The sequence below is a fragment of the Allobosea sp. GW821-FHT10B12 genome (assembly GCF_059415545.1).
Map to the genome: position 1 here is coordinate 413,926 of NZ_JBWKNL010000001.1, position 26,546 is coordinate 440,471.

23 protein-coding genes are annotated in these 26,546 nt (G+C 68.6%); 16 read left to right on the forward strand and 7 right to left on the reverse strand.

Annotation, left to right across the window (positions count from 1 at the left end; all coding sequences use genetic code 11):
* Nucleotides 1-6 precede the first annotated feature (6 nt).
* Together AC07O0_RS01975 and aptA are read right to left on the reverse strand one after the other, a co-directional pair.
* The gene (locus AC07O0_RS01975; RefSeq protein ID WP_494619583.1) at nt 7-1,110 is read right to left on the reverse strand and encodes a serine hydrolase domain-containing protein; all 1,104 of its coding nucleotides are present in this window, start codon (nt 1,108-1,110) and stop codon (nt 7-9) included.
* A gap of 13 nt (nt 1,111-1,123) precedes the next feature.
* Nucleotides 1,124-2,464 carry an omega-aminotransferase AptA gene (gene aptA / locus AC07O0_RS01980; protein ID WP_494619585.1) on the reverse strand — a complete coding sequence of 447 codons (1,341 nt, stop codon included), beginning with the start codon at nt 2,462-2,464 and terminating at the stop codon, nt 1,124-1,126.
* 182 nt (nt 2,465-2,646) lie between these two features.
* Between aptA and AC07O0_RS01985 the strand changes: the two genes are divergently transcribed.
* The 3 genes from AC07O0_RS01985 (at nt 2,647) to AC07O0_RS01995 (ending at nt 6,961) form a co-directional block, all read left to right on the forward strand.
* Complete coding sequence (locus AC07O0_RS01985) at nt 2,647-4,431, forward strand: hypothetical protein (protein ID WP_494619587.1); 1,785 nt, start codon at nt 2,647-2,649, stop codon at nt 4,429-4,431.
* Between the two features lie 144 nt (nt 4,432-4,575).
* Nucleotides 4,576-6,021, forward strand: coding sequence for an EAL domain-containing protein (locus tag AC07O0_RS01990; protein ID WP_494619589.1), 1,446 nt, complete (start codon nt 4,576-4,578; stop codon nt 6,019-6,021).
* Between the two features lie 82 nt (nt 6,022-6,103).
* Nucleotides 6,104-6,961, forward strand: coding sequence for a TIGR01459 family HAD-type hydrolase (locus AC07O0_RS01995; protein ID WP_494619591.1), 858 nt, complete (start codon nt 6,104-6,106; stop codon nt 6,959-6,961).
* A gap of 4 nt (nt 6,962-6,965) precedes the next feature.
* Here AC07O0_RS01995 and AC07O0_RS02000 read toward each other — a convergent pair whose 3' ends face one another.
* Nucleotides 6,966-7,349 carry a response regulator gene (locus tag AC07O0_RS02000; RefSeq protein ID WP_152016830.1) on the reverse strand — a complete coding sequence of 128 codons (384 nt, stop codon included), beginning with the start codon at nt 7,347-7,349 and terminating at the stop codon, nt 6,966-6,968.
* 276 nt (nt 7,350-7,625) lie between these two features.
* Here AC07O0_RS02000 and AC07O0_RS02005 point away from each other — a divergent pair, with 276 nt between their 5' ends.
* From AC07O0_RS02005 to AC07O0_RS02035, 7 genes are all read left to right on the forward strand, one after another.
* On the forward strand, nt 7,626-8,069 hold the full coding sequence (locus AC07O0_RS02005; RefSeq protein WP_494619593.1) for a MaoC family dehydratase: 444 nt from the start codon (nt 7,626-7,628) through the stop codon (nt 8,067-8,069).
* 77 nt (nt 8,070-8,146) lie between these two features.
* Nucleotides 8,147-9,130, forward strand: coding sequence for a bifunctional riboflavin kinase/FAD synthetase (locus AC07O0_RS02010; protein WP_494619594.1), 984 nt, complete (start codon nt 8,147-8,149; stop codon nt 9,128-9,130).
* 194 nt (nt 9,131-9,324) lie between these two features.
* Entirely contained in the window at nt 9,325-12,387 is a 3,063-nt protein-coding gene (gene ileS, locus AC07O0_RS02015; RefSeq protein ID WP_494619596.1) for an isoleucine--tRNA ligase, read from the forward strand.
* On the forward strand, nt 12,384-12,872 hold the full coding sequence (gene lspA / locus AC07O0_RS02020) for a signal peptidase II (protein ID WP_494619598.1): 489 nt from the start codon (nt 12,384-12,386) through the stop codon (nt 12,870-12,872). The genes ileS and lspA overlap by 4 nt, the downstream gene beginning before the upstream one ends.
* Before the next feature lie 170 nt (nt 12,873-13,042).
* Nucleotides 13,043-13,705: a hypothetical protein gene (locus tag AC07O0_RS02025; RefSeq protein ID WP_494619600.1), complete on the forward strand. Its 663-nt coding sequence runs from the start codon at nt 13,043-13,045 to the stop codon at nt 13,703-13,705.
* A 144-nt stretch (nt 13,706-13,849) separates the two neighbouring features.
* Nucleotides 13,850-15,145, forward strand: a complete 1,296-nt coding sequence (locus AC07O0_RS02030; protein WP_494619602.1) for a M16 family metallopeptidase — start codon at nt 13,850-13,852, stop codon at nt 15,143-15,145.
* A gap of 53 nt (nt 15,146-15,198) precedes the next feature.
* Complete coding sequence (locus tag AC07O0_RS02035; protein ID WP_494619604.1) at nt 15,199-16,491, forward strand: M16 family metallopeptidase; 1,293 nt, start codon at nt 15,199-15,201, stop codon at nt 16,489-16,491.
* A gap of 3 nt (nt 16,492-16,494) precedes the next feature.
* On the opposite strand, the gene AC07O0_RS02040 is transcribed toward AC07O0_RS02035, so the two are convergent.
* Nucleotides 16,495-17,109: a TetR/AcrR family transcriptional regulator gene (locus AC07O0_RS02040; protein ID WP_494619606.1), complete on the reverse strand. Its 615-nt coding sequence runs from the start codon at nt 17,107-17,109 to the stop codon at nt 16,495-16,497.
* A gap of 84 nt (nt 17,110-17,193) precedes the next feature.
* Here AC07O0_RS02040 and AC07O0_RS02045 point away from each other — a divergent pair, with 84 nt between their 5' ends.
* The 3 genes from AC07O0_RS02045 to mutL are packed head-to-tail and all read left to right on the forward strand — an operon-like array spanning nt 17,194 to nt 20,693.
* Nucleotides 17,194-17,829: a class I SAM-dependent methyltransferase gene (locus AC07O0_RS02045; RefSeq protein WP_494619608.1), complete on the forward strand. Its 636-nt coding sequence runs from the start codon at nt 17,194-17,196 to the stop codon at nt 17,827-17,829.
* On the forward strand, nt 17,826-18,851 hold the full coding sequence (locus AC07O0_RS02050) for an NAD-dependent epimerase/dehydratase family protein (RefSeq protein WP_494619610.1): 1,026 nt from the start codon (nt 17,826-17,828) through the stop codon (nt 18,849-18,851). Before AC07O0_RS02045 ends, AC07O0_RS02050 begins: the two co-directional genes overlap by 4 nt.
* Nucleotides 18,852-18,875: 24 nt before the next feature.
* Entirely contained in the window at nt 18,876-20,693 is a 1,818-nt protein-coding gene (gene mutL / locus AC07O0_RS02055; RefSeq protein WP_494619612.1) for a DNA mismatch repair endonuclease MutL, read from the forward strand.
* Nucleotides 20,694-20,988: 295 nt separating this feature from the next.
* Here the strand turns inward: mutL and AC07O0_RS02060 are convergent, their stop codons facing one another.
* The 3 genes from AC07O0_RS02060 to AC07O0_RS02070 all read right to left on the reverse strand — a co-directional run bounded on the left by AC07O0_RS02060 (nt 20,989) and on the right by AC07O0_RS02070 (nt 24,531).
* A complete protein-coding gene (locus AC07O0_RS02060) occupies nt 20,989-21,483 on the reverse strand; it encodes a hypothetical protein (RefSeq protein WP_494619614.1) in 495 nt (164 codons plus the stop codon).
* A 213-nt stretch (nt 21,484-21,696) separates the two neighbouring features.
* Entirely contained in the window at nt 21,697-22,257 is a 561-nt protein-coding gene (gene rsmD, locus AC07O0_RS02065) for a 16S rRNA (guanine(966)-N(2))-methyltransferase RsmD (protein WP_494619616.1), read from the reverse strand.
* A gap of 9 nt (nt 22,258-22,266) precedes the next feature.
* Nucleotides 22,267-24,531, reverse strand: coding sequence for a pseudouridine synthase (locus AC07O0_RS02070; RefSeq protein WP_494619618.1), 2,265 nt, complete (start codon nt 24,529-24,531; stop codon nt 22,267-22,269).
* Between the two features lie 174 nt (nt 24,532-24,705).
* Between AC07O0_RS02070 and AC07O0_RS02075 the strand changes: the two genes are divergently transcribed.
* The 3 genes from AC07O0_RS02075 (at nt 24,706) to AC07O0_RS02085 (ending at nt 26,412) form a co-directional block, all read left to right on the forward strand.
* Nucleotides 24,706-25,134, forward strand: coding sequence for a nucleoside deaminase (locus tag AC07O0_RS02075; protein ID WP_494620640.1), 429 nt, complete (start codon nt 24,706-24,708; stop codon nt 25,132-25,134).
* Nucleotides 25,134-25,637: a GNAT family N-acetyltransferase gene (locus AC07O0_RS02080; protein WP_494619620.1), complete on the forward strand. Its 504-nt coding sequence runs from the start codon at nt 25,134-25,136 to the stop codon at nt 25,635-25,637. The genes AC07O0_RS02075 and AC07O0_RS02080 overlap by 1 nt, the downstream gene beginning before the upstream one ends.
* Nucleotides 25,638-26,031: 394 nt before the next feature.
* Entirely contained in the window at nt 26,032-26,412 is a 381-nt protein-coding gene (locus AC07O0_RS02085; protein ID WP_494619622.1) for a hypothetical protein, read from the forward strand.
* Nucleotides 26,413-26,546 lie beyond the last annotated feature (134 nt).

The window sequence follows — 26,546 nt, forward strand, 5'->3', positions numbered from 1 at the left end:
CGGCGGTCACTGCGCCAGCGCGCCGAAGACGAATTCGTTCGTCAGCTTGACCGGCAATTGCCAATTGCCCGGCTTGTTGTAGTTGCCCGCGGTGATGGCGATGACGAGCTGCTGCTTGGGCGCGACGACGAGGCGCTGGCCGCCATTGCCGAAGGCGCCGAACCAGGTTTCGCCGGAGCTGTCGCGGCCGAGATACCACTGATAGCCGTAACCAGTCTCGTCCCTGGTCCGCGTCCGCGGCGTCAGGCTTTGCTCCAGCCAGCTCGCCGGCACGATCTGGCGGCCGGCATAGCTGCCCTTGTCGAGCAGCAATTGCCCGATCGCGGCGAGATCCCGCGGGCGCAGGCGCAGGCCCGATGCCGCAGCCTCCCGGCCGTCGAGACCATTGGTCCAGGTGAAGCGATCGATGCCGAGCGGCGCAAACAGGCGCTCCCTGGCGAACTCGCCGAGCCGCTTGCCGCTGCCCTTGGCGACGAGATGGCCGAGCAGGGCCGTCGCGCCGCCGCTGTAGGTCCAGGCCTCGCCCGGCGGGCGCGCGATCGGCCGGTCGAGCACGAAGCGATAGCGATCGGGAGCGTACTCCATCGCGATCTCGCTGTTGCGCGGATCGCTATAGGGCAGCGACTCGTCCCAGGCGAGGCCCATGGTCATGGTCAGGACATGCTCGACCTTGAGCCGTTGCCGTTCAGCGTCGCCAGCGAGGTCGGGATAGTCCGAAAAGCTCGCCAGGAGCGGCGCGTCGGGCTTCGGGGCCGACCCGTCGGCGACGGCGATGCCATAGAGGAGGCCGACGATGCTCTTCGACACCGAGCGCAGATCATGAAGCTCGTCGGCGTTGAAGGCGACGACGCCGCGGCTGTCGCCCCAGATTTCATCGGCGCCGGCGAAATAATGCTCCAGTGCGATCCTGCCGTGCCGCAGCACGACGAGCCCATGCAATCCGCCGAGCTCGCCGGCCGCGAAGGCCTTCTCGATGCGCTCGCTCGCATCGGGGCGGAAGCCGGCCTCTGCGAGCGGCGATGTCTGCCAGGGGCGCGCCGGTGCCTGCGCGGCCGACGGAATTGCCGTCAATGCCGCGCCGGCACCTGCAAGGAAAGCACGCCGATCCATGGCTGGTGCGGCTTCAGTTCGCCACCGCCCGGATCGCCCGGCGCAGCTTGCCGATCAGCTCCTCGACCTGCGCCTCCGTGATGATCAGCGGCGGCGAGAAGGCGATCGTGTCGGCGGCGGTGCGGACCATCAGGCCCTCCTCGCGGAACAGGCGGTCCATCGCCTCGAAGGCGCGTTTGCCGACACCCTCTGCCCGTGGCGCGAGATCGACGGCGCCGACCAGGCCGAGCGTGCGGATATCGACGACGTTTGGCTCGCCCTTCAAGCTCATCACCGCATCGGCCCAGCTATCCTCCATCGCCCGGGCGCGCTCGAACAGGCCCTCTTCGCGATAGATGTCGAGCGAGGCGAGCGCGGCGGCGGCGGCCAGCGGGTGGCCGGAATAGGTATAGCCGTGGAACAGCTCGATGACGTTGTCCGGCCCCTTCATGAAGGTGTCGTAGATGTGCTTGCGCACGATCACGCCGCCCATCGGCACCGTGCCGGAGGTGACGCCCTTGGCGAAGGTGATCATGTCCGGGATGACGCCGTAGCGCTCGGCCGCGAAGGCGAAGCCGAGGCGGCCGAAGCCGGTGATGACCTCGTCGAAGATCAGCAGGATGCCGTGCTTGTCGCAGAGCTCGCGCAGCCGCTTGAGATAGCCCTTCGGCGGCGGCAGCGCCCCGGTCGAGCCGGCCATCGGCTCGACGATCACGGCGGCGATGGTCGAGGCGTCGTGCAGCGCGACGACGCGCTCGAGGTCGTCGGCGAAATGCGCGCCATAGTCCGGCTCGCCCTTGCTGAAGGCCTGCTTCTCGCGGTCATAGGTGTGGGCGATGTGGTCGGTGCCGGTGAGCAGCCCGCCGAAGAATTTGCGGTTGTTGACCATGCCGCCGACCGAGATGCCGCCGAAGCCGACGCCGTGATAGCCGCGCTCGCGGCCGATCAGCCGGGTCTTCGAACCCTTGCCCGAGACGTTCCAATAGGCGAGGGCGATCTTCAGCGCCGAGTCGGCCGCTTCTGAGCCCGAGCCGGCGAAGAAGACATGGTCGAGATCGCCCGGCGCCAGCGCCGCGATCCGGGCGGCTGCGGCGAAGACCTTGGGGTGGCCGTACTGGAAGGAGGGGGCGTAGTCGAGCTCGCGCGCCTGCGCCTGGATCGCCTGGATGATCGGCTCGCGGGCATGGCCGGCATTGCAGCACCAGAGGCCGGCGGTGCCGTCCATCACCGGCTTGCCCTCGGGTGTGTAGTAGAACATGCCCTCGGCCCGGGCGACCATGCGCGGATTCTGCTTGAACGACCGGTTCGCCGTGAACGGCATCCAGTAGGCTTCGAGATCGTTCGGGGAGCTGATGGCGCTCGGCGCAGAGGTCATGATCCGGTCCCATTTGGTTTTTTAAAGCTTCCTCAACCTAGCAGCGCGGTCGGGGCTGTAAATCCGCGTCGGCTCGGGGCATGCCTGCGTCCGGCGGGCGACAGCCCGTCTTTCTGGGCAGGTGACGTAACGTCGTTTCTGGCGTACTTTTTGGCATGGGGGTAACACTGGACTACGCCCCAATGACTGAAGGCGTTGCCGGTCGGGATGGGAGCGAGCCAGTCGCGCCGGAGGAGATCCGCGCGGAACTGGATCGTGTCCTTGCCTCCGACATTTTTCGCAGCGCCCCGCAGCTGACAGCCTTTCTGAGCTATGTCGTCGAGCAGGCCCTGGCCGGCCGCGCCGGCGAGCTCAAGGGCTATACCATCGCGGTCGAGGCATTCGGGCGTCCGGTCGAATTCGACCCGCAATCCGACCCGATCGTTCGGGTCGAGGGCGGTCGCCTGCGCAAGGCGCTCAATCTCTACTTCGCGGCCGAGGGTGTTCGCGATCCCGTGCGGATCACCATTCCGGTTGGCGCCTATGTGCCGATTTTTACGTGGCGCACCGTGCCGGAGCCGGAAGCCGTCGCGACGATGCCGGGGCCGGTGCAAGCCGTCACGCCGACCGCCGGTGCGACGCGTTTCCGGCTCTATGCAGCCGCCACGGTAGCCCTGCTCGCGGCCCTGGTCGGGCTGGTGACCTGGCATGTCTCCGGGATCGAGCCCGAGCACGGTGCGGTCATGTCGCGGAGCGACATGCCGGCGCCGCGGCCTGCCGTGCCCGTCGCGCCGGATCAGGTCGCTTCGGTGCCTGCCGCAGACCCGGTCACGGCGGCGGCGAGCCTGCCGGTGGTTGCCGTCGTCGTCGCCGGCGATATCGTCGATCCCGTGGTCGAGGACGTCACGCGCCTGTTCATGCGCCATCTCGTCGACACCATGGCTCGCTTCGACGACCTGCTGGTGGTCAAGACGCCGGGCACGGCGCTGCGGCCGGAAGAGGGAGCGGACTATGTCCTGACGCTCACCACGGCGCGGGCCGGTGACAAGGTCGAGGGCTTCGTGCGGCTCAGCGCCGCGAAGGATGGCCGTGTCGTCTGGACCACCTCCGGTGAGCGCAGCCTCGCCGGGCTCGGCGACGGCGCGGAATTGCGCGAGACCGCGCAGCGATTGGCGATCCGGCTTGCCCAGCCCTATGGCGTTCTGCACGGCGATCTTCGCCTCGCGTCCCTGCCGCCGGCGGTCAGCTGCGTCTATCAGGCGCTCAACTTCCGCCGGCACATGAAGGTCGAGGAGCATCTCACTGCCCGCAACTGCCTCGATGCCCTTGTCGTGCAGGATCCCGAATTCCACCCCGCCTGGTCGCACCTGGCGTTGCTGACCGTCGACGAATATGCCTCCGGCTTGAATTCCCGTCCGGGTTCGCCGCTCGACCGTGCTCTCGCCGCTGCCGTCACGGCGATCAGGCTGGCGCCGTCGAGCGCGCGCGCGCATCAGGCAATGATGGAGGCGCAGTTCCTGCGCGGCATGACCGAAGAAGCGCTCAAATCAGGGCGCGAGGCCCTGGCGCGCAACCCCTACGACCCCGACATCATGGCCGATCTCGGGGCGCGCTATGTCCAACTCGATCGGGCCGCGGAGGGACTGCCTCTGCTTGAGCGCGCCGTCGCGCTGAGCAGTGGCCGGCCGTCCTGGTACGATGTCTTTCTGTATTTTGCCGCTTATCTGACCGATGCAAGCAAGCTTGCCGAAAATCAGGCGGCTCTGATCAAGGCAGAGGAGACGCCGCTCGCTCTGGTCGCGCGCGCCGTCGCGAGCGCTACCGCCGGGGACCGCGTCGAGCTGGAGGAGGTCGTGCGGCAGCTTGGGCGGACCGAGCCGCTGTTTGCCCTCGATGCGCGCCTTTATCTGGCGCGCAAAGGCTTCTCCCAGGCCGCCAGCGATCGCATCCTGACGGCGATCGGGCAGGTCGGACTGCAACCGCATTAGTGCAGATCCTGTGCATGCCGCCGGGCATGAGCGCGAGATTCGCCGATAGGCCTCGCAGTCGCTGAATCAGGCCGCTATTCTGCGCTCGTCGCAGCTGATTCGTAGCGTAGCGTTACCCCTCAACCCCTTGCGCGATTTCAGCCCTTGGCTCGCATCCGCCTCAGCGCTCTCTCTCCAGCCGCCAGCGGCGTCGCCGGCTTTTCACTGGGCGCTGCCGCCATCCTGCTGCTGCCGGGCAATCTCGCCAATGCGCTGGGGCTGCTGAGCGCCGGGCTCGGCCTCGCCGGGGCCGCTGCCCTGGCGCGTCGCAATGCGACGCGGGAGCGCGAGCAGCTGCTTGCGGCGCTCGGCGAGGTCAAGGTCCGTCTCGCCACCAATGCCATCCGCGTCGACTCGATGGCGAAGCGCCTCGACCAGTTGCCGATGGGCGAGGCCGACGCCGCTCCCGCCAAGGCGATGCTCCACGAACTGACGGCCGAGGTCGGTCTGCTCGGCGATCTGCTGCAACAGGTCGCGACGACGCTCGGCGAGCATGACGACCAGCTCAGCCGGATCGAGGGGCGGCTCGCCGCTCCGCCGCCGCAACCGGCACGCCTCGCGGCCTTCCCGCCGGAGCGCGTCACCCCGCGCCTGCCAGAGCCATTGACCGCGACCCGGCAGGACCCTGTCGAGGCGGCGCAACGGCGCGCCGCCGATGAGCGCGCCGCCCTGATCAGCGAGGCTCTGGCCAAGGGCCAGGTCGAGGTCCATCTTCAGCCGATCGTCAGCCTGCCGCAGCGCCGGACGCGGGGCTATGAAGCCCTCGTCAGGCTCAGGCTCGACGAGAAGACCTTGCTGCTCCCCTCCGAATTCCTGACGACGGTCGAGGAACGCGGCTTCGGCCCGACGCTCGATGCGCTCGTCCTGACGCGTGCGCTCGCCATTGCGCGCCATCTCGGCAGCAAGCCCGGCGAGCTCTTCGTCTCCTGCAATTTCAGCGCGGCGACCTGGGGCTCGTCGCGTGCCCTGGCGGCGCTGTCGCGCATCCTGGAAAAATATCACGAGCATATCGGCAATCTCGTCATCGAGGTGCCGCAGCGCGTTTTCCGGACGCTCGAGCCGGCGAGCCTGGGCCTGCTCGGCGCAATGTCGGCCAATGGCGTGCGTTTTGCGCTCGATCATGTCTCCGATCTACGCTTCGATCCGGTGTCGCTGCATGATCGCGGCGTGCGCTTCGTCAAGGCGTCCGCAGCGCTGCTGCTGGCTGAAGCGCGCGGCGGCAAGCTCGCCGATATCGCGGTCGGAGATCTTGCAACGCAGCTCGCCCGCGGCTCGATCCAGCTCGTCGCCGAGGAAGTCGAGGACGACCCGATGGTCGCCGACATGCTCGATCTCGGCATCGCTTTCGGCCAGGGCGTCGTCTTCTCGCCACCGCGTCCGGTCCGGCCCGAGGTCTTCGTCGAGCCGCAGCCGGAGACCGTGCCGGCTCCGATCCCGGCCGCCGCCGCAGCGCCAGCCATGTCCGCCGAAGTGGTGGAGCATCCCGCCATGGCGCCGGCGGCCGTCAAGCGCGTCCCGTTCCGCGACATCCTGCGCCGCGCCACAGCCTGATCCGATCCTCGGGGATTGAAGCGCTGGCCCGCGCCGGCGAAGCCGCGTAAACAGGCCGCGCCTGTTCGCTGGAGTTAAGTCCGTGCCGTCATCGACCCGCCTTCTGCCCGGCGTTTCCGCCGTGATCGGCCAGTACGAGCTCTGCCTCTGCGACATCTGGGGCGTGGTCCATAACGGCGTCAGGCCCTTCGCGGCGGCCTGCGATGCCCTGGCCAGGATGCGCGCCGGCGGCGTCACCGTCGTCCTGGTCTCGAATGCGCCGCGCCCGCGCTCGGAGATCGCCGTCCAGCTCGGCAAGCTTGGCGTCCCCGGTGATGCCTTCGACGCGATCGTCACCTCGGGCGATGTCGCGCGCGACCTGATCGCCCATCGCGCCGGCGAGCCGCTCTTCCATCTCGGTCCGCCGCGCGATCTGCCGCTGATGGCTGGACTCGATGCACCGCGCGTCGGAGCGGCGGAGGCCCATTACGTCCTCTGCACCGGCCTGTTCGACGACGAGACCGAGACGGCCGAGAGCTATACCGGGCAGCTCGCGGATTTCGCCCGCCGCGGCCTGACGCTGATCTGCGCAAATCCCGATCTGGTCGTTGATCGCGGCGGGCGCATCGTGCCCTGCGCCGGCTCGCTCGCCGTTGCCTATGAGAAGCTCGGCGGCGAGGCGATCTATGCCGGCAAGCCGCATGCGCCGATCTACGATCTCGCCATCCGCATTGGCCAGGAGTTGCGCGGCGAGACGGTCGAGAAAGCCCGCATCCTGGCGATCGGCGACGCGATCCGCACCGATATCGCCGGCGCTGCCCAATATGGCCTGGCGTCGCTGATGTGCGTGGCCGGCATTCATGCCGAGGAGATGGCGGGCTTGTCGGAGGAAGCGCTGCAGGGCTGGTTCGGCCGGCAGAGTCATCGGCCGAATTACGCCATGCCGCATCTGGCCTGGTGAGGTGCTAGGCGGCGCAGGCCGCCTCGATCTTCGACTTCAGCGTCTGCGCGTTGAACGGCTTGACGATGTAGTTGTTCACGCCGGCCTTCTTGGCGGCGATGACGTTCTCGGTCTTCGATTCCGCCGTCACCATGATGAAGGGCGTCTCGGAGATGGCGTCCTCGTTGCGGACCTGGCGCAGCAGCTCGTAGCCAGTCATCGGCTCCATGTTCCAGTCGGAGATCACCAGCCCGTACTTCTTGTCGCGCATCTTGGCGATCGCGGCATTGCCGTCGGACGCATCGTCGACATTCTCGAAGCCGAGCTGCTTCAAGAGGTTACGGATGATCCGCACCATCGTCTGATAGTCGTCCACCACCAGGATCGGCATTGACGGGTCGACAGCCATGACGGCGCTCCAAGCCAGTAGTCCGCGGCGCTTGCGGCACCGACGCGCGTCGCTCTCGCAGAGCGGCGACCTTGGGTCAACTGTGATAAGCGGGCGACGTTTCAAAGCCGTTAACCCGGTCGGCGAGTGACCTTGCGGCATACGACCTTTGGGGGAGGCTAGAACCTCGCAACAGGCACCAAAGTTCAATGGTGCGGTGCAGCGAACTGTGAGACGCTTGCTCCTCGATTCCCGATGCAGGCGGCCGCCGATCGTGCTGCAGGAGCGAAGACCGACATGATGACCAGCGCGCTCTATCAAGTTCATGCCTTCGAGGATCTGGCCATCGGCCAGCGCGAGAGCCTGATGCGCACGGTGATGGAGCGCGACATCTCGCTCTTCGCCGACCTGTCGGGCGACGCCAATCCGATCCATCTCTGTGACCGCTATGCCGCCTCGACCAGGTTCGGCCAGCGCATCGCCCACGGCATGCTGACGGCGAGCCTGGTCTCGGCCCTGCTCGGCACGCGCCTGCCGGGGCCGGGGGCGGTCTATCTCTCGCAGACGCTGAATTTCCTGGCGCCGGTGAAGATCGGCGACGTCGTCACCGCCCGCGTCGAAGTGGTCGAGCTCGTTCCGGAACGCCGCCGTGCCCGGCTCTTCTGCGAATGCCTGGTCGACGGCAAGGCGGTGCTGGAGGGCGAGGCCTGGGTCGCGCTGCCGCGCGCGGCGCAAGGCTGAACCGAGCTTGACGCTCCCTGCCGCTTGGGGCCAAACACGGCACTAGCCGGGGCGTCCCGGCGCCGACCCAGCGTTCCATGACCTCATCTCCCGAGGCGGCGCGATCTGATGCGCTGCCCGTTTTCGTCCTTCAGCCCGGCAAGCCGGTGCCGGCCGATCTGCGCGGCCGGGTGCTGGCCCTCGGCAATTTCGACGGCGTGCATCGCGGCCATGCCGAGCTCGCGCGCGTCGCCGGCGAGATGGCGGCGGCGCAGGGGACGAGCGCCGCAGCGCTGACCTTCGAACCGCATCCGCGCACTGTTTTTCGGCCCGAGCAGCCCGTGTTCCGGCTGACGCCGGAACCGATCAAGGTCGCGCTGCTGGCCGAGCTCGGGCTCAGCCCCAGCTTCGTCATACCGTTCGACCGCGCCATCGCCGGCATCCCCGCCGAAGCCTTCGTCGACGAGCTCCTGCTCGATCAGCTCGGCGCCGCCGGCCTCGTCTGTGGCTATGATTTCCATTTCGGCAAAGGCCGCACTGGCTCGCCCGAGATGCTGCAGGCCCGCGCCGGCCATGCCGGCATTCCTGTCACTGTGGTCCCGCCCTTCACCTTCGGGGGCGAGCCGGTCTCCTCGACGCTGGTGCGCAGCGCCCTCGAAGCCGGCGATGTCGGCCACGCAGAGGCGCTGCTCGGCCGGCCCTGGTTCGTCCGTGGCGAGATCGCCCATGGCGACAAGCGCGGCCGCGATCTCGGCTATCCCACGGCGAACATGCATTTGGCCCGCGATTGCCGGCTGCGCTTCGGCATCTATGCGGTCCGGATCAGGATCGATGGTCTCTGGCGCGACGGCGTTGCCAGCTTCGGCAGCCGCCCGACCTTCGATGACGGCGCGCCCAAGCTCGAGACCTTCGTCTTCGATTTCTCCGGCGATCTCTATGGCAGGACCGTCGACGTCGCCTTCGTCGCCTTCCTGCGCGGCGAGGCGAAATTCGATACGCTCGACGCGCTGATCACGCAGATGGATGCCGACAGCGCGAGGGCGCGCGGCATCCTGGCGACGACGCCGGCCTTTCTTCCGTGACCGCGCTTTGCTAGAAGCCGGCCATGTCCGCTCCGCACCTCGTTTCGCTCCAGCGAATTACCGGCCCGGCTGCCGCCCTGCGCTGACTGCGCGGGCGCTTGCGCAGGCCGGGACGACGATCGCTTCCCCGTGACATCTCAAGGATGGGCGCCGCACTGACTGCTGAGCCGCCATCCCCACCGCCGAGCCGGATCATGACCGACAAGACCGCCGAAAAGACCGAGACCACAGACTATTCGCAGACGCTGTTCCTGCCGCAGACGGAGTTCCCGATGCGCGCCGGCCTGCCGCAGCGCGAACCCGAGCTGCTTGCCCGCTGGGCGAAGATGGACCTCTACCGCAAGCTGCGCGAGGCCGGGCAGGGCCGCGACCGCTTCGTGCTGCATGACGGCCCGCCCTACGCCAACGGCAACATCCATATCGGCCATGCGCTCAACAAGATCCTGAAGGACCTGGTGACGCGCTCGCAGCAGATGCTCGGCCACGATTCCAATTACGTGCCGGGCTGGGACTGCCACGGCCTGCCGATCGAGTGGAAGATCGAGGAGCAGTACCGCGCCAAGGGCCTGAACAAGGACGACGTTGATGTCGTCGAGTTCCGCAAGGAATGCCGCGTCTTCGCCGAAAAGTGGGTCGACATCCAGCGTACCGAGTTCAAGCGTCTCGGCGTCGAGGGCGACTGGGACGACCCCTATTTGACCATGGCGTTCGGCGCCGAGGCGCAGATCGCTCGCGAGATCATGAAGTTCGCCGAGAACGGCATGCTCTACCGCGGCTCCAAGCCGGTGCTCTGGTCGGTGGTCGAGAAGACCGCTTTGGCCGAGGCCGAGATCGAGTACGAAGAGCACACCAGCGATACGATCTTCGCGGCGTTCCCACTGGTGAATGTGCCGGGCCCATTTCCGGTTCCGGGCCCCGGTCCGATGGAAACGACGTTCCAGGACACGGTGGAGTACGCCGACGATCTTCGCAAAGCTTCGGTCGTTATCTGGACCACGACACCTTGGACGATCCCTGGCAACCGGGCGATCTCCTATTCCCGCAAGGTGCCGTATGGTCTCTATCGAGTGACCGAGGCGCCGGAAGGAAACTGGGCCGCGGTTGGCGATCTCTATGTTCTTGCGGATACCTTGGCTGAATCCGTTTTCAAGGCTGCCAAGGTTACCGGCTATTCGCGCTTGATGGGGGTCGATGGCTCTGTTCTTGAGCGCGCAACTGCGGCTCACCCCCTCCGCGGCCAGGGCTACGAGTTCGACGTGCCGCTGCTCGACGGCGACCATGTCACCGACGATGCCGGTACCGGCTTCGTCCACACCGCGCCGGGCCATGGCCGCGAGGACTTCGACGTCTGGACCGGCAATGGCCGCGTGCTCGCCGAACGCGGTATCGAAACCCGGATCCCCTACACCGTCGACGCCGATGGCCGCTTCACCAAGGAGGCCCCGGGCTTCGAGGGTGCGCAGGTCATCACCGACAAGGGCGAGAAGGGCAATGCCAACGAGGTCGTGATCAAGGCGCTCGCCGCGGCCGGCAATCTCGTCTCGCGCGGCCGCCTCAAGCACCAGTATCCGCATTCGTGGCGCTCGAAGAAGCCGGTGATCTTCCGCAACACGCCGCAATGGTTCATCGCCATGGACAAGCCCTATGGCGATGCCGGCGCACCTGATATCGAGGCTCCCGCACCGACGGCCGGCGGCAATGCCGACACGCTGCGCAACCGCGCGCTCAAGGCGATCAAGGAAACCGAATGGGTTCCCGCTGCCGGTGAGAACCGCATCAACGGCATGATCGCCAATCGGCCGGATTGGGTGGTCTCGCGCCAGCGCGCCTGGGGCGTGCCGATCACCGTCTTCGTCGACAAGGAGAGCAAGCAGATCCTGGTCGACGAGAAGGTCAACGCCGCAATCGCCGAAGCCTTCGAGCAGGAGGGCGCCGACGCCTGGTTCACCGACACCGACGGCGCCCGCTTCCTCAAGCCCTATGGCTACGACCCGGCCAGTTACGAGCGTGTCACCGACGTGCTCGACGTCTGGTTCGATTCCGGCTCGACCCACGCCTTCACGTTGGAGAAGCGCGACGACCTCAAGACCCATCGCATCGTCGATGGTGGCCGCGACAAGGTGATGTATCTCGAAGGCTCCGACCAGCATCGCGGCTGGTTCCATTCGAGCCTGCTCGAAAGCTGCGGCACGCGCGGCCGGGCGCCCTATGACGTGGTCCTGACCCACGGCTTCTGTCTCGACGAGAAGGGCGAGAAGATGTCGAAGTCGAAGGGCAACGTCACCGCGCCGCAGGACGTGATCAAGGACAGTGGCGCCGACATCCTGCGCCTCTGGGTGGCGGCGGCCGACTATTCCGACGATCTGCGCATCGGCAAGGAGATCCTCAAGACCTTCGTCGAGACCTATCGCAAGCTGCGCAACACCATGCGCTGGATGCTCGGCACGCTCGCCCATTTCGACGAGGCGATCCGCGTTTCCGATCCGGCCTCGATGCCGGAGCTGGAGCGGCTGATGCTGCACCGCCTCGCCGAGCTCGGCCCGCAGGTCGAGGAGGCCTATCGGACCTATGATTACAAGAAGGTCGTGACCCTGCTTTCGCAGTTCATGAACACCGAGCTCTCGGCCTTCTATTTCGACGTGCGCAAGGACGCGCTCTATTGCGACCCGCGCTCCAGCCATGTCCGCAAGAGCGCGCTCACCGTCGTCGACCAGCTCTTCCGCTGCCTGACGACCTGGCTCGCGCCGATCCTGGTCTTCACGGCCGAGGAGGCCTGGCTCGAGCGCTATCCGCAGGTGAAGGCCGGCGACGGCTCGGTGCATCTCGAGCTCTTCGCCGAGGCTGACGGGGCCTGGCTCGATCCGGAGTTGGCCGAGCGCTGGGCCAAGGTCCGCCGCGTGCGCCGCGTCGTCACCGGTGCGCTCGAACTGGAGCGTGCTGCCAAGCGGATCGGTTCCTCGCTGGAAGCGGCGCCGATCGTCCACATCGCCGATCCCGATCTGCGCGCGGCGCTGAGCGGGCTCGACCTCGCCGAGATCTGCATCACCTCCGGTGCCAGGATCGCGGACGGGGAGGGGCCGGCCGACGCCTTCCGTCTGCCGGACGTGCCCGGCGTCGCGGTGGTGCCGGCACGTGCCTCGGGCATCAAATGCGCCCGCTCCTGGAAGTATTTCGATCCGGCGACGGCCGAGCCCGGCTTCCCCGAGGTGACCCCGCGCGACGCCAGGGCGCTGCGCGAGCTCGGGCGCGCGGCATGACCTCGCCGCGCCGCCTCGGCGCCCTGATCGTCGCGCTGACCTTCGTGCTCGATCAGGCGTTGAAGCTCTGGCTGCTCTTCGGCCTGAAGCTCGCCGAAGAGGGGCCGTTCCAGCTCGCCTCCTTCCTGGAGATCGTGCTCGCCTGGAATCGCGGCATCTCCTACGGCCTGTTCCAGCAGTCGACCGATATCGGTCGCTGGGCGCTGGTCGTGCTCTCCATCGTCGCGGCGGTCTGGCTCTGGCGCTGGATGTGGCGCAGCGACGACAGGCTCACCGTGGTGAGCCTCGCGCTCATCATCGGCGGCGCGCTCGGCAACGGGCTCGACCGCATCGTCTACGGCGCTGTCGTCGATTTCGTGCATTTCCACGTCGGCAGCTTCAGCTGGTACATCTTCAACATCGCCGACGCGGCGATCGTTTTCGGAGTGCTCGGGCTGCTCTACGAGTCGTTGCGCCCGGGAGCGGACCGTTCAAAGGCCGCTTGAGGCGCGCTTGAGGCGCGCTGGAGGCTCCGGCAAGGCGGCCGGCCACAGCTCATTTACGGCGATCCGGCAAAAGGGCTCCCCGTTTTGCCGGATATGGGTTAAAAGGCCCGCCATGCTTTTGCCGCGTCGATCGCGCATGACGCCGGCAGATGTCCGTATGGAGAGGTGAGATGGCTTATCGGATCCGTGCTTCGCACATGCTGCTCGCAGGCGGCCTGCTGCTGGCGACGACCCCCGCTTTCGCCCAGGAAGGCGTGCTCTTCCAGAATCTGGTGAAGGGCATGGGTCTGTTCGGCACCGATCGCGCCGACATCGAGTACAAGCAGCGCGCCCCGCTGGTCGTGCCGCCGTCTTCGAGCCTGCCGAGGCCGCAGGAAGCCGGCGCCAGCCGCAGCGCCGCCTGGCCGGATGATCCGGACGTCGCCCGCCGCAAGGCCGAGCGCGACAGCTCCAACATCCTGTTCCAGAACACCGAGTCCTATCGCGCCAACACCAAGCCGCTGCTGTCGCAGGAGGAACTGCGCCGCGGCCGCGTGGCCGGGACCGCCAACGGTCCGGAGAACATCGTTCCCGATAACGGCAACTACAACAACCAGATCGCACCGATCCGCGTCGGCCGCGAGTTGGCGGCTCGCCAAGCCCAGACCGATACCTCCAATCTCCAATACGGCACCGAGCCGGCACGCCGTTACCTGCACGAGCCGCCGTCCGGTTATCGCCGCCCGGCAGCCACGGCCGCGCTCGGTCCGGGCGCAACCGGTCCGCGCGAGGACAAGCAGGCGGTCGGCCAGCGCGAGTTCCTCGTCGGCAAGAAGGTCTACGAGAACCAGTAGGCTGTCAGCCATCGTCCGGCGCCGCGTTGGTTTTCCGCTACGGCCGGACTATCTAGAGTACGAGCCCTTTTTCCGGCTCGGGCCCATGCGGGCCCGGGCCGGTTCGTTTCTAGTCTTTGCGATCTGCAGGAGCTTTCCAAGGTCATGACGGTTCACACCGCTCCCGCCAATGCAGCCAGCCAGATCGAGTCCTATCGGCTCGCCAACGGTTTGCAGATCGTGGTCGCGCCCGACCATCGCGCGCCGGTGGTCACGCATATGGTCTGGTACCGCAACGGCTCCGGCGACGATCCGGCTGCCAAGTCGGGCATCGCCCACTTCCTCGAGCACCTGATGTTCAAGGGCACGGCGAAATGGCCGGCCGGCGAGTTCTCGAAGATCGTCGCCAGCTATGGCGGCCAGGAGAACGCCTTCACCTCCTATGACTACACCGCCTATTTCCAGCGCGTGCCGAAGGAGCACCTGCGCGCGATGATGGATTACGAGGCCGACCGGATGACCGGCCTCGCCTTCGACGAGAGCGTCGTCGCCCCCGAGCGCGACGTCGTGCTGGAGGAGCGGCGTATGCGCGTCGACGCCGACCCGGCCGCCCAGCTCGCCGAGGAATTCTCCAGCGCGCTCTATGTCCACCACCCCTATGGCACGCCGATCATCGGCTGGGAGCACGAGATCGAGGAGCTCTCGCGCGACGACGCCTTCGCCTATTACCAGCGCTTCTATACGCCCGAGAACGCCATCCTGGTCGTCGCCGGCGATGTCGAGCCGGCCGAGGTGCTGCACCTCGCCCAGGAGACCTATGGCGTGATCCCGGCGCGTGGCGAGGCCCCGACCCGCAAGCGCCCGGCCGAGCCCGAGCCGCGCGCCGCGCGCCGCGTCGCGCTCTCCGACCCACGCGTGCAGCAGCCTTCGCTGCGCCGCGCCTGGCTGGCGCCGACATATGTCTCGCCGCAGCGTGACGAGGCCTTCGCGCTCGAACTCGCCGCCGAGATCCTCGGCGGCGGCACGACCTCGCGGCTCTATCGCAAGCTCTGCGTCGAGCAGGAGCTCGCCGCCGGCGCCGGCGCCTATTTCATGGGCTCGATGGTCGACCGCTCGGCCTTCCAGCTTTCGGTCAGCCCGCGCCCGGGCGTCGAGATGGCGGCGCTCGAGACCGGGCTCGACATCGCGCTCGCCGCCTTCATCGCCGAGGGGCCGACCGAGCTGGAGCTCACCCGCGCCCGCACCCGCCTCGTCGCCGAGACCGTCTTCGCCCGCGACAGCCAGTCCTCGCTCGCTCGCATCTTCGGCTCGGCGCTTGCCGTCGGCGAGAGCGTCGAGGACGTGCTGCTCTGGCCGCAGCGCATCGAGGCGGTGACGCGCGAGCAGGTCACCGAGGCGGTCCGGCGCTATCTCAGGCCCGACCGCTCGGTCACCGGGCTGCTCCTGCCGGCGGCCGCCTGACACTGCGCTGAAGTCGTTACAGGCGGGCTCCGGTTCGCCATCGAGGATTGCCGATGACCCATTCTCTCGCTCCCGCCATCGCGGCTCCCGGCCCTTCGCTCGCGGTCCAACGCGTCACCGCAGCCTGCGGCGTCGAGGCCTGGCTGGTCGAGGAGCACAGCCTGCCGCTGCTCGCCCTCGAATTCGCCTTCGACGGCGGCGCCAACCGCGATCCGGCCAATGCTGCCGGTAGCGCCAACCTCATCTCCGGCCTGCTCGACGAAGGCGCCGGCGAGCTCGACGCCGAGGCCTTCCAGGGCCGCCTCGCCGACCACGCCATCAACCTCTCCTTCGACGCCCGCCGCGACGATTTCCACGGCCAGCTCCAGACCCTGTCGCAGCATCGCGAGGTCGCCTTCGAACTGCTCGGCCTCGCCCTCAACGCGCCGCGCTTCGACGCCGACGCGGTCGCGCGCGTCAAGGCGCAGGTGATCGCCGGCCTGCAGCGCCAGGCGCAGAATCCGGATTTCATCTGCCGCAACGCGCTCTTCGCCGCAGCCTTCCCCGGCCACGCCTATGGCCGCCCGGAGCGCGGCGATGTCGCCAGCGTTGGTGGCCTGCAGCCCGGTGCGCTGAAGGCGCTGACACGCGATCTCCTCACCCGCGGCGGGTTGAAGGTCGTCGCGGTCGGCGACATCACTGCGAGCGAGTTGTCCGCGCGGCTCGACGCCCTGTTCGGCGCCCTGCCGGCCGGGGCGCCGCGTATCGAGCCGGCAGCCCCGCTGCCGATCGCCGACCTCGGCCAGACCCATATCGTCGATCTCGACGTGCCGCAGACCGTGCTGCGCTTCATCGGCCCCGGGCTGATGTGGGACGACCCCGACTTCATCGCCGCGACCGTGCTCAACCACATCCTCGGTGGCTCGGCCTTCACCTCGCGCCTGTTCATGGAGGTGCGCGAGAAGCGCGGCCTCGCCTATGGCGTCTCCTCCAGCCTGGTCCCCTTGCGCCAAAGCGGCTTCCTCGTCGGCGGCACCTCGACCCGCAATGACCGCGTCGCCGAATCGATGGCGGTGATCCGCGAGGAGATCGCCAAGCTCGTCAGCGAGGGGCCGAGCGAGCATGAGGTCGAGGAGGCCAAGCGCTATTTGATCGGCTCCTATTCGCTGCGCTTCGACACCTCGCCCAAGATCGCCGGCGAACTGCTCGGCCTCGCCATCCGCGGCGAGCAGCCGGACTTCGTCGAGACGCGCAACCAACGCTTTGCCGCGGTGACCCTGGCCGATGTCCGCCGCGTCGCCCAGCGCCTGTTCGGCGAGGGCAAGTTGCTGGTCCAGGCCGTCGGCCGGCCGGTCGCGCTGGTCTGAAGTTCAGCGCTCCGGCGGAGTCGGCTTCGCTGTTCCATCGATGAGCTGGCGGAACAGCGGCGCCAGCAGCCCGACCAGCACCTCGGGTTCCGCCTTGGCCAGGGCGGTGAGCCCCATCATCTGCCGCATCACCTGGAAGCCGGCGACCAGCGCCAGCACCAGCGCGGCGCGCTCTTGCGCATGCGGGCCGCCGAGCGCGGCCGTCATCGTGCGATGATGCCCCTTTTCGATCTGGTCGCGGCCGATCTCGGCCGCGCGCTGGCTCGAGGCCGAATGCAGCATGATCAGGAAGCCGTCGAGCGGCGTCTCGCCCGAGCGCGTGATCTCGACCAGCATCCTGGCGATCGTCTCGCCGAGATCGGCCGATGCGAGATTCTCCGGCGTCAGGATGACCGGCTCCGCGGCTGCTGCTGCGATGACCTCGGCGAAGAGCTGTTCCTTCGAGCCGAAATAGCGATTGACCAGCATGGCGGTGACGCCGGCGCCGGCCGCGATCTCGCGCACGCCGGCACCGTCATAGCCGGCCCGCGCGAAGGCCTGCCGGGCCGAGCGCAGGATCGCTTCGCGCGTTGCCGCGGCATCGCGGCGGCGCGGCGATTCGCACAGATTCCAGATCATAATCTACACCTGTAGACTTATTCGTTTCGCTAAAGTATACAGCTGCAGACATGGCCGCGGCAATCGTGGCGGGGGAGAGCCGGCATGACCGCCATCTGCGCCTATACCGATCAGCTGCGTTTCCTTCGCGCCTGGGCCGGTGATCCGCTGCGGGTCGCTGCCGTGGCGCCGTCCGGCGATGCGCTGGCACGTCTCATCACCAGCGAGATCGACCCGTCAGCCAGCCCCGTGCTCGAGCTCGGGCCCGGCACCGGTGCCTTCACCCGGGCGCTGCTCGCCCGCGGCGTCAGGGAGAGCGACCTCACCTTGGTCGAGTACGGCTCGGAGTTCGCCCGGATGCTGGAGTTCCGCTTCCCGCAGGCGCGGGTGCTCTGGCTGGACGCGGCCCAGCTCGCCAATCATCCGCTGTTCGAGGACGCGCCGCTTGCCTCCGTCGTCAGCGGCTTGCCGCTGCTCTCCATGCCGCCACGCAAGGTCATGGCGGTCCTCGCCGGCTCATTTTCCTATCTGCGGCCGTCCGGCGGCTTCTATCAGTTTACCTATGGCCCGCGCTGCCCGGTGCCGCGCCCGATCCTCGACCGGCTCGGCCTCAAGGCGACGCGCATCGGCTCGACCCTGCGTAACCTGCCGCCGGCTGCCGTCTACCGGATCTCGCGGCGCAGGCCCTTCGTCGTGCCACGCCGGAGCCAAAGCCTGCCGCCGCAAGGAGAAGGCGCGTGACCGAGACGGTTCTCGTCACCGGCGGCACCGGCTTCGTCGGCAGCTGGTGCATCGCCGAACTGCTGCGGCGTGGCTATGCGGTGCGCACCACCTTGCGCAGCCGATCGCGCGAAGAAGGCCTGCGCACGGCGCTTGCGGCGAAGGGGCTCCCGGTCGAGAGGCTGACGGTCTTCACCGCCGATCTGCTCGCCGACGATGGCTGGGACGCGGCCATGGCCGGCTGCGACTGTGTTCTGCATGTCGCCTCGCCGCTTTCCGGCGGCCAGGCTGGTGACCGCGAGTCGCTGGTGGTGCCGGCGCGCGACGGCACCTTGCGCGTGCTGCATGCGGCGGTGAAGGCGGGCGTGCGCCGGGTGGTGATGACCTCGGCTGCCGCCACTGCCCGCCCGCCCTTGAAGTCCGAGCGGGTCAGCGACGAGACGATCTGGGCCGATCCGGAGGATGCGCAGTTCGACGCCTATCGCGTCTCGAAGATCCGCGCCGAGCAGGCGGCCTGGACCTTCGTGCGCCAATATGGCGGCGCGGCCCGGTTGACGACGATCCTGCCCGGAGCCGTGTTCGGGCCGCTGCTGACGCAGGATTTGCCGGGTTCGGTCGGCATCGTCGACGGGCTCCTCGCCGGCCGGCCGGCGGCGATGCCGCGCCTCGGCTTCTGGGTCGTCGATGTCCGCGATCTCGTCGATCTGCACATTCGCGCCATGCTCGCGCCCGAGGCCGCCGGCGAGCGCTTCATCGCCGCCGGCGAATTCCTGTGGATGGAAGAGATCGCCGCGGCTTTGCGCTCCGGCCTTGGCCCGCGAGCGGCGCGCGTGCCGAGCCGGCGCCTGCCCGGCTTCGTGGTGAAGCTGCTCCTGCCGTTCATGGGTGAATTGCGCGGGCTCGCCCCGTTGATCGGGCGCAGATTCGCCCTTACCTCGGACAAGGCGCGGCGTGTCCTCGGCTTCGCGCCGCGCCCGGCCGGGACGACCATCGTCGACTGCGCCGAGAGCCTGCTGGCGCGAGGGAAGGCCGCGGCGGCCTGAATCGTCCGCACAGCAAGGATGAGCATGAGCATTCGCCGCCTCGATCCCGTCCTGGTCGATCGCATCGCCGCCGGCGAGGTGATCGAGCGGCCGGCTGCGGCGGTGAAGGAGCTGGTCGAGAACGCGATCGATGCCGGCGCCACCAGCATCGCCGTCACCATCCGGGCCGGCGGGCGCGAATTGATCCGCGTCGTCGACGACGGCATCGGCATGAGCGCGGAGGATCTTGCCCTCTGCGTCGAGCGCCACGCCACCTCCAAGCTCCCGGACGGCGACCTCTTCGCCATCCGCTCGCTCGGCTTCCGCGGCGAGGCCTTGCCCTCGATTGGCTCGGTGGCGCGCCTTTCGATCACCACGCGCCAGCGCGATGCGGCGCAGGGCTGCGCGCTGGTGGTCGAGGCCGGCGCCAAGGGCGCAGTGAGGCCGGCGGCGGCTGCGCCGGGCACCCGCATCGAGGTCAGCGACCTTTTCATCTTCACGCCTGCCCGCCTGAAATTCCTGAAGAGCGACCGGGCCGAGGCGCAGGCCGTCTCGGACATGCTGCGGCGCCTCGCCATCGCCCATCCCGAGGTGCGCTTCTCGCTCGAAGGCGAGCATGCCGGCGCCTTCGACTGGCCGGCCGAGCCGATCGGCGCCGACGGCCATCTGCGCCGCCTCGGGCGTGCGCTCGGACGCGACTTCCCCGAGAACGCTCTGCCGGTCGAGACCGAGCGCGAGGGCGTCCGACTGTCGGGCTTCGCCGGCCTGCCGACCTTCCATCGCGGCACCTCGGCCGGCGTCCACATGGCGGTGAATGGCCGCCCGGTGCGCGACAAGCTGCTGCTCTCGGCGGTGCGCGGCGCCTATGCCGACGTCGTGCCCTCCGACCGGCACCCGGTGCTCTATCTCGACGTGCTCTGCGATCCCGCCGTCGTCGACGTCAACGTCCACCCGGCCAAGAGCGAGGTCCGCTTCCGCGATCCGGCGCTGGTGCGCGGCCTCGTCGTGTCGAGCCTCAAGGCCGCACTCGCCGGCGCCGGCCACCGCGCCACCACCACCGGCGGCGCCCGCACGCTCGACGCCTTCCGCGCGGTCTTTTCGAGCGGCGGCTTCGGCGGCGGGCCAGCGACGATCCAGCGCCCGAACTTCGGCAGCGTCGCCGACTGGCGTAGCCCTGAGCCGGCCACTCCTGCCCAGCCGATGCAGGCTGGCTTCGCTGATCTCGCCACGCCCTCGGCCGATGCGCGCGCGCACCTCGCCGAACCGCCGCAGGATGCGCTCGACCGGCCGCTCGGGGCGGCCCGCGCCCAGGTCCACGGCACCTATATCGTCGCCCAGACCCGCGACGGCATGGTCATCGTCGACCAGCACGCCGCGCATGAGCGCCTGGTCTATGAGCGGCTCAAGGCCGAGCGGGCGAAGAGCGGCATCGCCCGCCAGCCCATGCTCCTGCCCGAGGTGGTCGAACTCGATCCCGTCGATGCCGACCGGCTCAACGCCGCCGCTGCCGATCTCGCCTCGCTCGGCCTCGTCATCGAGAGCTTCGGCCCCGGCGCCGTGCTGGTGCGCGAGGCGCCGGCCGCGGTCGCAGGCGGCGATCTCCAGGGCATCGTCCGCGACGTCGCCGATGCCCTCGCCGAGCACGGCGACGCCGGCTCGCTGGAGCGCCGGCTCGACCATGTCCTGGCGACCATGGCCTGCCACAACTCGGTCCGTGCCGGCCGGCGCCTGCGCCCCGAGGAGATGGACGCTCTCCTGCGCGAGATGGAAGCGACGCCGAATTCCGGCCAGTGCAATCACGGCCGGCCGACTTATGTCGAGCTGAAGCTCAGCGATATCGAGAAGCTGTTCGGGAGAAGGTGAGGGTCGTCGGTTATTGCGGAGAGCGCAGTGCCGAAGTCATCTAGGGTGATATGGGGTAAAACCGCTTCGGCCCGACGAGAGGCCGGCGTTGGCTGCGTCAACCATGGCGGCAACGAAAGGATTCCTTTCTGGTCGCGATGTGCTATGTCAGACGAAAGCGAGGCCGGTTTCCCGGCCTCGCCTCTGCGTGCGATACGCTGCCGCCCTACGTGGCGACTGCGAACAGCGTGGCGGTAACGACGCTCCGCTGCCCGGAGGGGGTTAAGGCGGGTCCATGGTGATCACCTCCTTCCAATCAAGAGAATACGTCGGCGGCCGGGGATGACCCGGCCGCCGTTTCCTTTTCGGCGTCGCCGATCAGGAACCATCGCGAGCGCTCGTCTCGCTTGTATTTGTCGCCCTCATAACGTCGAAGCGTATTGCCGATGCTCTTGAGTGCGATGGTAGGGTCGTACTGGCCCGCAAGCCCCTCTACTTCAACGATCGTCAACCCCGGATGGTCGCGCAGCAGGCGGTCGAGCATATGCGTAACTGCGCCGCGCGGCGCGCGGTCAATAGGGCGCCGGACCGGCCTAGGATAGGTGGGAAACCCGCTTGCGGTCACCGTTGACGATGGCGCGACAGGAGTGTCCTCGGGGGGCGGGGGCGGGGCTAACGGACTTTGGGCAGCACTGAGGATGCGCGTGCGCATGTCATCAGCGCCGGCAGCGAAGCCCCGATTATATGCGGCCTCGATCTCCGAAGCCATCTCAGCCCTCAATTGGGCGATCAGCGAATCGATGGCCTTCATGTGCCATTCCCCCATTCCGTCGCCGTTGTAGCAGTTTGGGGGTGATGCGCAACCCCCTTGAAGCGGAATGGATCGTGAACTGTGGATATTGGGGTTTGTCGTGCCCCTCTTGGCGATCAACCCTCACGTAGGGTGGCGCATTCGCGCATGGGCAGCCACGAGGAGCCTGCCCTAATTTGCTTCGCGCCTATGCTTCTCGCAATAAAAGGAAGCTTAGGTCAGCTTCAGAAACCGCACCTGCGTCTCGCCATAATCGCGCCGGTCGAGTTCCTCGAACCCCTCCGGCAGCGCGATCTCGGTGTCGGCGGCTTCCTCCAGCACGATCAGCGCGTCCGATGCCAACCAGCCGCCCTCGCGCGCCGAGGCAAGCGCTTTCTCGCCAAGGCCCTTGCGATAGGGCGGGTCGCAGAAGACGAGGTCGAACGGGGCCATGCCGGTGATCGGGCCGAGCTTGGTCGCGTCGCGGCGGAAGACGCGGCTGTGGCCGGCGAGCCCAAGCGCCATCTGGTTCTCGCGGATCAGCCCGCGCGCTTCGGCCCCGTCATCGACCAGCAGCGCGAAGGCGGCGCCGCGCGACAGCGCCTCGAACGCCATCGCGCCAGTGCCGGCGAAGAGGTCGAGTACGCGCGCGCCGTCCGCCGCATCGCCATGGCCATGCGCCAGCACGTTGAACAGCGATTCCCGCAGGCGATCCGAGGTCGGCCGGATCGCGCCGATGCCCGGTTTCGGGCTGGCGAGAGACCGGCCGCCGAAGCGCCCCCCGACGATGCGCATAGGGAGGCCTCAGCCGCGACGGTCGCGCCCGCCGCCCGAACGCGGCGGACCGGAACGGGGCGGCTTGCCGCCGCCGCCGGGCCGTGGACCGCGTCCACCGGGACGATCACCGGCAGGCCTGTCGCGGAACGGACGCTCGGACCGCGCCTCGCCAGCGCCGCTCGGCGGGCGCTTGCCGCGCGGCGGCTTGTCGGCCCAGTCGCCGCTGCCGCGCCAGGGCGACTCGCCGCCACGATCGCGGCCGAAGCTCTCCTCGCGAGGGGCGCGGCTCGGTCGCTCGCTGCGCGGCGCGCGCGCCGGCCGGTCCTCGCGCGGCTCGTCGCTGAGCTTGGCGCTGATGCGCTCGACCTTGACGCGCCGCCCCTTCGGATCGGCGATCGCCTTGTCGCGCACGCGCTTGACGGTGCCGGTGGCCTCGCGCGCCTGACGCTCTTCCTTCGGATCGGCGCCACGCCGCGGCGCCGCCTTGCGCTCGCGCTGCGGCTCGGCCTCGGCATCACGCCAGACGCCGCGCGTCCATGGCTTGTCGCCGCGCAGCGGGCGGGCCTCCTCGGCCTGCTCCTCGCGCGGACGGCGGCGCGGCCGGTCGTCGCCGGCGGGCGCTGGCCTGCCGCGCGCGGGCCTTTCGTCTGAACGAATCTCGTCGCGCCGCGGCGACTCGAAATCGACGCCCGCCTTGGCCATCAGCTCGGTGCCGAGCTGGTCCTTGAGCACCTTGGAGCGAACCTCCTCGGCCTCGCCCTCGGGCAGGTCGCCGAGCTGGAACGGGCCGAAAGAGACCCGGATCAGCCGGTTCACCTGCAGGCCGAGATGCTCCAGCACCGTCTTGACCTCGCGGTTCTTGCCCTCGCGCAGGTCGACGGTGAGCCAGGTGTTCGAACCCTGCTCGCGCTCGAACTGGGCGATGACCGGTCCGTACTGGACGCCGTCGATGGTGACGCCGCCCCGGAGCGTATCGAGCTGGCCCTGGTTGACCTGGCCGAAGGCGCGGACGCGATAGCGCCTGAGCCAGCCGGTCTCCGGCAGCTCGAGCATGCGCGCCAGCCCGCCATCATTGGTCAGCAGCAGCAGGCCTTCGGTATTGATGTCGAGCCGGCCGACCGAGAGCACGCGCGGCAGGTCCTCCGGCAGCGCGTCGAACACGGTCGGGCGCCCCTCCGGATCATGGTTGGTCGTCACCAGGCCGCGTGGCTTGTGGTAGAACCACAGCCTGGTGCGTTCGCGCGCCGGCAAGGGCTCGCCATCGACCAGCACGACATCGTTCGGGCCGACATCGAGCGCCGGGCTCTCGATCACCTTGCCGTTCACGCTGACGCGGCCTTCCGCGATCAGCGCCTCGCTGTCGCGGCGCGAGGCGACGCCGGCGCGGGCCATCACCTTGGCGATGCGCTCGGGCTCCTGTGGCGCCGCCGGAACCGAGACCGCTTCGGCGATCTCGGCGGCGTTGCGATGCGCCCGGTCGGGGCGAGTGCGGGTCGGGTTGCTGCCGCGCGGCGCGTCGAAGCGCTTGGCGCCGAAGCTGCGGCCCTCGCCGCGTTCTTCGCGGCGCGGCGGGCGAGCGGAGCGCTCACCGCTGCCGCTGCGCTCGCGGAAGGGACGCTCGCTACGGCCATGCTCCTCGCCGCGGCCCCGCGGCGGCCGGCGCTCCTCGCCATCGCGCGGGCGGAACGACCGCTCGCCGCCTTCGCGCGGGGGGCGGGATGGCGCGCCATCGCGGGAAGGCCGCCCGAACCCGCCGGGCCTGTCGCCAGCAGTCCTGTCGCGGCTTGGCCGTTCACCGTCGCGGGGCGGTCGGCTGGCGCGCCGTTCGTCACCGCCGCGGTCGCGGAATGGCCGCTCGCCTCCCTCGCGCGGTGGGCGCGACGATGCGCCGTCGCGGGACGGGCGCCCGAACCCGCCGGGCCTGTCGCCGCCAGTCCTATCACCACGCGGCCGGTCGCCATCGCGCGGCGGCCGGCTGGCGCGGCGCTCGTCGCTGCCACGGTCGCGGAATGGCCGCTCACCACCCTCGCGTGACGGGCGCTCGCCAAATGGCTTCTTCTCGAAGCGGCGCGCCGGGCGCTCGCCCTCGCTGCGGCGTTCGGCACCCTCGGCCGGTGCGCGCCGGGGCCGGTCCTCACCGTCGCGCGAGCGGAAGGGCGGCTTGCCACTGCGCCCGGGCGGCCGGCCGCCGGGGCCTCCACGTCCCGGGCCGCCATCGCGCCCGCCGCCACGGCCGCCGGTTCCGCCGCCCTTGCGCGGGCCTCGGCTTTTCTGGTTGTTGTCGTCGCTCATGGTTGCTCCTGAAGCCGGATCATCGCGGACCGGGTTGCGAAGCGATCCGGGACGGCAGCGGCTCTTGAATCTGGTATTAGCCGGCGCTTGTAGCAGGCGTTTTCGCCTGCTGCGAGCGGCAAAGATGAAGGTTCGATGGGATCGATCGACGCAAAGCAGGTCGAGGCCGCGCCGATGGCGCTGGCGCTGGCTGAAGCGCGCGCCGCGGCGAAGCGCGGCGAGGTGCCGGTCGGGGCGGTGATCGTCCGGGGCGGTGAGGTGCTGGCGAGTGCCGGCAACTGCACGCTCGAACTGAAGGACCCGACGGCGCATGCCGAAACATTGGCGATCCGGCTGGCCTGCGAGGCGATCCAGTCCGAGCGGCTGATCGACTGCGATCTCTATGTCACGCTCGAACCCTGCCCGATGTGCGCCGCGGCGATCTCCTTCGCCCGGGTCAGGCGCCTCTATTTCGCCGCTTCCGATCCGAAGGGCGGCGCGGTCGAGAACGGCGTCAGGCTCTATTCCAGCCCCACCTGCCATCATGCGCCTGAGGTCTATGGCGGCCTGAGCGAGCGCGAGGCGGCCGAATTGCTGCGCGATTTCTTCCGGGGGAAGCGCTGATGGCGGAGGTCATACGGGCAGCAGCTCCGGCCGATGTGGAAGCCATTGCCGGGCTCAACCGCGCCGCCTTCGGCGGCGAGGAGGAGGTCGGCATCGTCGAGCGCCTGCGCAGCGATGGCCTCGTCGCGGTCGAGCTGGTCGCGGAGCAGGGTGGTGTGATCATCGGCCATGTCCTGCTCAGCTGGCTGCCGACGATGATGGACGGCCGCGCCGTGAAGGCCCTGGCGCTGGCGCCGATGGCGGTGCGGCCGGGATTGCAGAAGCAGGGCATCGGCGGCCGGCTGATCGCGGCGGCGCTCGATGAGGCGAGGGCTGTAGGGGCCGAGGCCGTGATCGTGCTCGGCCATCCCGGCTATTATCCGCGCTTCGGCTTCTCGGCAGCGCTGGCGCAAAATCTCGCCTCGCCTTTCTCCGGCGAAGCCTTCATGGCGCTGGAACTCGTGCCGGGAGCGCTGGCGGGACAGCGCGGCTCGGTCAGCTACCCCTCCGCGTTCGGACTCTAGCCGGCCGAAACGGTCTCAGGACTGCGCGGTCGCGGCAGATTCCCGAGCGGCTGCGCGAATGCTTGAGCGGTTCCTGTCAAAACTGTATTCAGATGTAATCATGCGGACTTTTGTCGTATATTGTGATTCGATAGATAGTTGTGTAATTTAGTATTTAGCCGATTGGTTAGTTCGATAGGATTAGTCCTGGTGGTGTAAGGAAAGTCACGAGCTGATCGGATTTCGAATATCTGTCTTAAACTGCCATGTTTTTGCCTTGTATCGTCCGTAGGTCGCCGCTGCACTGCTCGGCCAGACCAAGGAATGGTGGCTTGAGCCTTCCATTCCCCTAAGTCGGTAAATCTCCACTATGCGTAAAGTTGCGTTGGCTGCGCTGTCCGCGGCCTGTTGGTCTGTGTCCCCATCCTTCGCCGCCGATACCCATCTCGCGAAGATCTCGTTCCAGCCGCAGGTGAAGGGGCTGGGCTGCCTGAAGCCGGAAACCCTCGGCATGATCAAGGAACTCACCGCGAAGATCGGCCCGATCCAGATCACCTCGACCTGCGGCGGCCGCCACGCCCGCAACTCCCAGCACTATCGCGGCAACGCCATCGATTTCCGCCCGCTCGCCACTTCGCCGCGCAACGCCGCTGCCGTCGCCAAGGCGATCGAGAGCGTCGGCGGCGTCGGCTCCTATTCGAACGGCCTCGTCCATGTCGATGTCGGTGACCGCGAGATCGCCTGGTATGGGCACAAGCGCAGCCGCCGGCTGGCCTATGCGGGGCGCGGGCGCTGAGCGGGCGAATTTCCACAGAACCATCATCGTCATCCTGGGCGAGCGAAGCTCGTCCCGGGATCCATCGTAGAGCTTCGGAGCCCTACGATGGATCCCGGAGCTGCGCGGCTGCGCCGCTTGTCCAGGATGACGGC